Raw genomic sequence first — 3409 nt, forward strand, 5'->3', positions numbered from 1 at the left:
CTGAAACCCGACGACAACAGATTGATGCCAATCAACAAACCAATCGCCCACGTGGCGGAGCTTGGCAGCTCGGCAAAGATCAGGATACCTGCCAGAACCGAAATCCCGCCAGAAACCAGCATCCACTTCCAGCCCGGAAACTGTTTGAGCCACAACGCCATCAATGTTTCAAAAATCCCGTGCAGCAAAAAGGCAATCGCCAGCAACACGGTCAGTGTCACAATGCCGCCTTCTGGCATGAAGGCCAGCCAGCCGCCAATCAGGGCAAAGACAATCCCCTGCACGACATCAAGGCTGCGCCGTGTCGGGGTATCGGCATTCCAGGCCCCGTAAAAATGACCCAGCGCCCCAAACAGGAACAGCCAGCCAATCACGGTTTTAAAGGCAATTGTCGTGACAAAGGGAAAGGCCACCGCCAGCACGCCCAGGATCAGCATTACCACGCCGACGTTGCGCAGCCGTTTGCGCCCCTTTTCCAAAAGGCCGCGCATTTCCGGCGTTCCGTCATTAACGATCAAGGTCATGGTAAGGTGCTCCTGACTGCTGTGGATCGCGGCAATATCAACCTGAAATTGCTGCAAATTATAGCCCATCTAACGCCTGTCGAATAGGACAAGTTCCCAATGCGCTGATCTTATCCGCAGGCCTTCGCCGCCGTGATCAGGCGTTCTGCCACCGCACGCACCGCCGGGCGCTGATCATAGGCCGGCTGCACCAAAAACGTCGCAAGCGGGCTTCGAACCGGTGCGAAAGGCAGCATGATCAGGTCGTGATTTCCAATTGCCGTGCGCGCAAACGGCAAGCGCGCCAAAATCACGCCAAGCCCCGCATCCGCCGCAGACAGCCCGACACTGTAATCCTCAAACCGGCGATCAGATGGCTTGGGCCGATACTTGACCCCATGTTCGGCCAACCAGTGCCGCCAGCCGGTGGCGTCGCTGTCATTTAAAAGCGGTAAACTTGCAATTGCATCTGCATCAAGGCTGTGCGGATCGCGCCCAGCAAGAAGCTTGGGCGAAATCAGCGGCACCAGATCATCGGCAAACAACAAGCTTGATTTGGTGCCCGGCCATTGTCCCTTGCCACAGCGAATGGCGATGTCGGTCTGCCCGCCATCGAAATCGGCCAGCCGTTCGGTAATTTCAAGTTCAAGCCGCACATTCAGATCGCGCTCGATCTCTGGCACAAGCTTAAGAAACCAGATCCGGGCATAGGATGGCAGCAAACTTATTTTGATGACATCCGGTCCACGGCGTTGCCGCCAGGGCTGCGCGCCTTGTGACAAAAGATCAATCGCCGCCTGTGTTTCGCGCAAAAACCGTTGCCCATCTGGCGTCGGACGCACCCCGCGGCCATAACGTTCAAACAAGTCATAGCCAAGCCATTGTTCGACCTGTGCAACATGGCGGCTGATCACGCTATGCGTCACACCCATTTCACTGGCGGCGGCAGAAAAGGACCCGTTGCGCGCCGCGGCCATCACCGCGGGCAACAGCGCAAGAGGCGGAATGGAAAGGTCATTGCTGTGCACCATATGCACATCTGACTCCCAAGCTATGTTCTATGTCAACACTCATGATCGCGCTATCAGCAAGACAGAAGACAAATTCATTCGCATAGAACGAAGGGAATGCCGATGTTCTCACAAGCCACTTTGGGCCTTGCCTGTGCCCTGATTACGGTTCTGTCCTGGGCGGCGGCCTTTCCGTTGATCGGGGTTGCGCTTTCGGGGCTTGATCCCCTGCCGCTTGCCGCTGTGCGCTTTACACTGGCGGCCTGCCCGGCTGTAATCTGGCTTGCGATCAAACGCCCGGAGATGCCCAAGCTGGTTGATCTTGCAAGGCTTGGTCTGGGCGGCGCACTTGGCATCAGCATCTATAACTGGTTGCTTAATACCGGGCAGCAAACGGTATCACCCGGGGCGGCAAGCTTTATCATCAATACGCTTCCGATCTGGACAGCGATGCTGGCCACTGTGTTTTTGCGTGACCGGTTCGGGATTGGTGCCTGGATTGCCACAGCGGTGAGTTTTTCCGGTGTGGTCCTGATCGCTGTTGGTCAGCCGGGCCCGATGCGTTTTGGCAATGGCAGTTCGCTGATCCTTCTGGCATCCATATTATCGGCCACCTATTTCGTTCTGGTGCGCGGGGTGATCGCGCGATATGGCCCGGCCACCTGCACCTGCTGGACACTGATTACGGGTGCGCTGTGGCTAACCCCGTGGTTGCCCGACGGGATGGCACAAATCAGTGTGGCGTCGGTTTCGGTAATTTCGGCGGTGTTGTTCCTTGGTCTTGTTTCCGCATCCCTTGGCTATGCCACCTGGAGCATCGCAATCGGCCATTTCGGCCCGGCATCGGCGGCAAACTTTTTGTATCTGGTGCCGCCGATTGCGGTTGTGCTGGCATGGATTCTAAGTGGTATTACGCCCGACATCCTGACCCTGATCGGCGGCATGGTCGCGATAACCGGTGTGGTTATGTTGCGCATTTCCATGGCAAGATCGGCCCGCAAGGCAACAGCGTAACCAAGGGTGTGCCGGGCCTGGCCCGGCATATCAGAACGATTATAAAGAAAAACTGATAACTGGTTCACAATTCGATGCTTTGACATGGGGGTTTCAAGGGTCTATCAAATTCCAGACCTTATCCAATCTGGATGGAAACCCGTGTATTTCACACCGCTCAACAGCTTGGTTGCACGACGCACTCTGTCACTTTGTGTGGCGTGGCTGTTGCTGGTCAACGCGCTGTTTTTCGGGTTCATGCACGCGCCTGTCGCGCTTGAAACCGTGCCGACGTCGAACACGGAAGTTTCCCAGACCTATGTCCCGCTGATTATCTGTACCGCAAATGGCATCAAGACCATTTCGGTTCCGGCCGACCTTGCCGCAGATCGCACTGCTAATCCGCACAGTTCCGACGCCTTTGACGGCTTCCAGTGCGCCAGTTGCGGCCTTGGCAACCATGTGGTCGGCATGCCGGTTGAACCTGAATTACCGTTGATCCATCGGATCCGGCTGTCTAATAAGGTCACGGCCCTTCATATTACGGCACGTCTGCACGATTTCTGCCCGATTGCCGCATCTCCGCGCGCACCGCCGGTCGCCATCTGACCGGATTTCCAAGCACTGTCTTTCAGGGCCTTGTTGGCGGTTTTACGCCACAACTGTATCTGACGGACGTGGTTCTATCCGATCATTATCCCATGCCAGCCGGTAAAACCGGCAATTTCCGGGACATCCCGGTTCACAGACTGGTGTCGATACGCGACGGCATTGCCGCGTATCTGTAAGTTTGCCAATGGGAGATCCCCATGAACAAAGACGACGCCTTGCTTGTATTGGAAAAACTTGCCGAACCCGCCGTTCTGACTTTGCCATCCGATGCCAGCATCGGACATCACAGCC

At 56.3% G+C, this 3409-nt stretch carries 4 protein-coding genes; 2 read left to right on the top strand and 2 right to left on the bottom strand.

What is annotated here, in order from left to right:
• Positions 1-524: HdeD family acid-resistance protein (locus B3Z49_RS16825; protein ID WP_296992958.1), on the bottom strand; the 524-nt coding region annotated here is incomplete at its 3' end.
• A 110-nt stretch (positions 525-634) separates the two neighbouring features.
• Positions 635-1534 (bottom strand): LysR substrate-binding domain-containing protein, encoded by a 900-nt coding sequence (locus tag B3Z49_RS16830; protein ID WP_296992960.1) that lies wholly within the window; start codon positions 1532-1534, stop codon positions 635-637.
• 102 nt (positions 1535-1636) lie between these two features.
• Between B3Z49_RS16830 and B3Z49_RS16835 the strand changes: the two genes are divergently transcribed.
• On the top strand, positions 1637-2527 hold the full coding sequence (locus B3Z49_RS16835) for a DMT family transporter (RefSeq protein WP_296992962.1): 891 nt from the start codon (positions 1637-1639) through the stop codon (positions 2525-2527).
• Between the two features lie 141 nt (positions 2528-2668).
• Complete coding sequence (locus B3Z49_RS16840) at positions 2669-3115, top strand: DUF2946 family protein (protein ID WP_064781777.1); 447 nt, start codon at positions 2669-2671, stop codon at positions 3113-3115.
• The last annotated feature ends 294 nt before the right edge of the window (positions 3116-3409 follow it).

The sequence above is a fragment of the Thalassospira sp. UBA1131 genome (genome assembly GCF_002311515.1).
GTDB lineage: Bacteria > Pseudomonadota > Alphaproteobacteria > Rhodospirillales > Thalassospiraceae > Thalassospira.

What these genes read in the sequence shown, in the direction of transcription:
- B3Z49_RS16830 (WP_296992960.1), bottom strand. Translation starts at nt 1,534, where the DNA reads ATGGTGCACAGCAATGACCTTTCCATTCCGCCTCTTGCGCTGTTGCCC.
- B3Z49_RS16835 (WP_296992962.1), top strand. Translation starts at nt 1,637, where the DNA reads ATGTTCTCACAAGCCACTTTGGGCCTTGCCTGTGCCCTGATTACGGTT.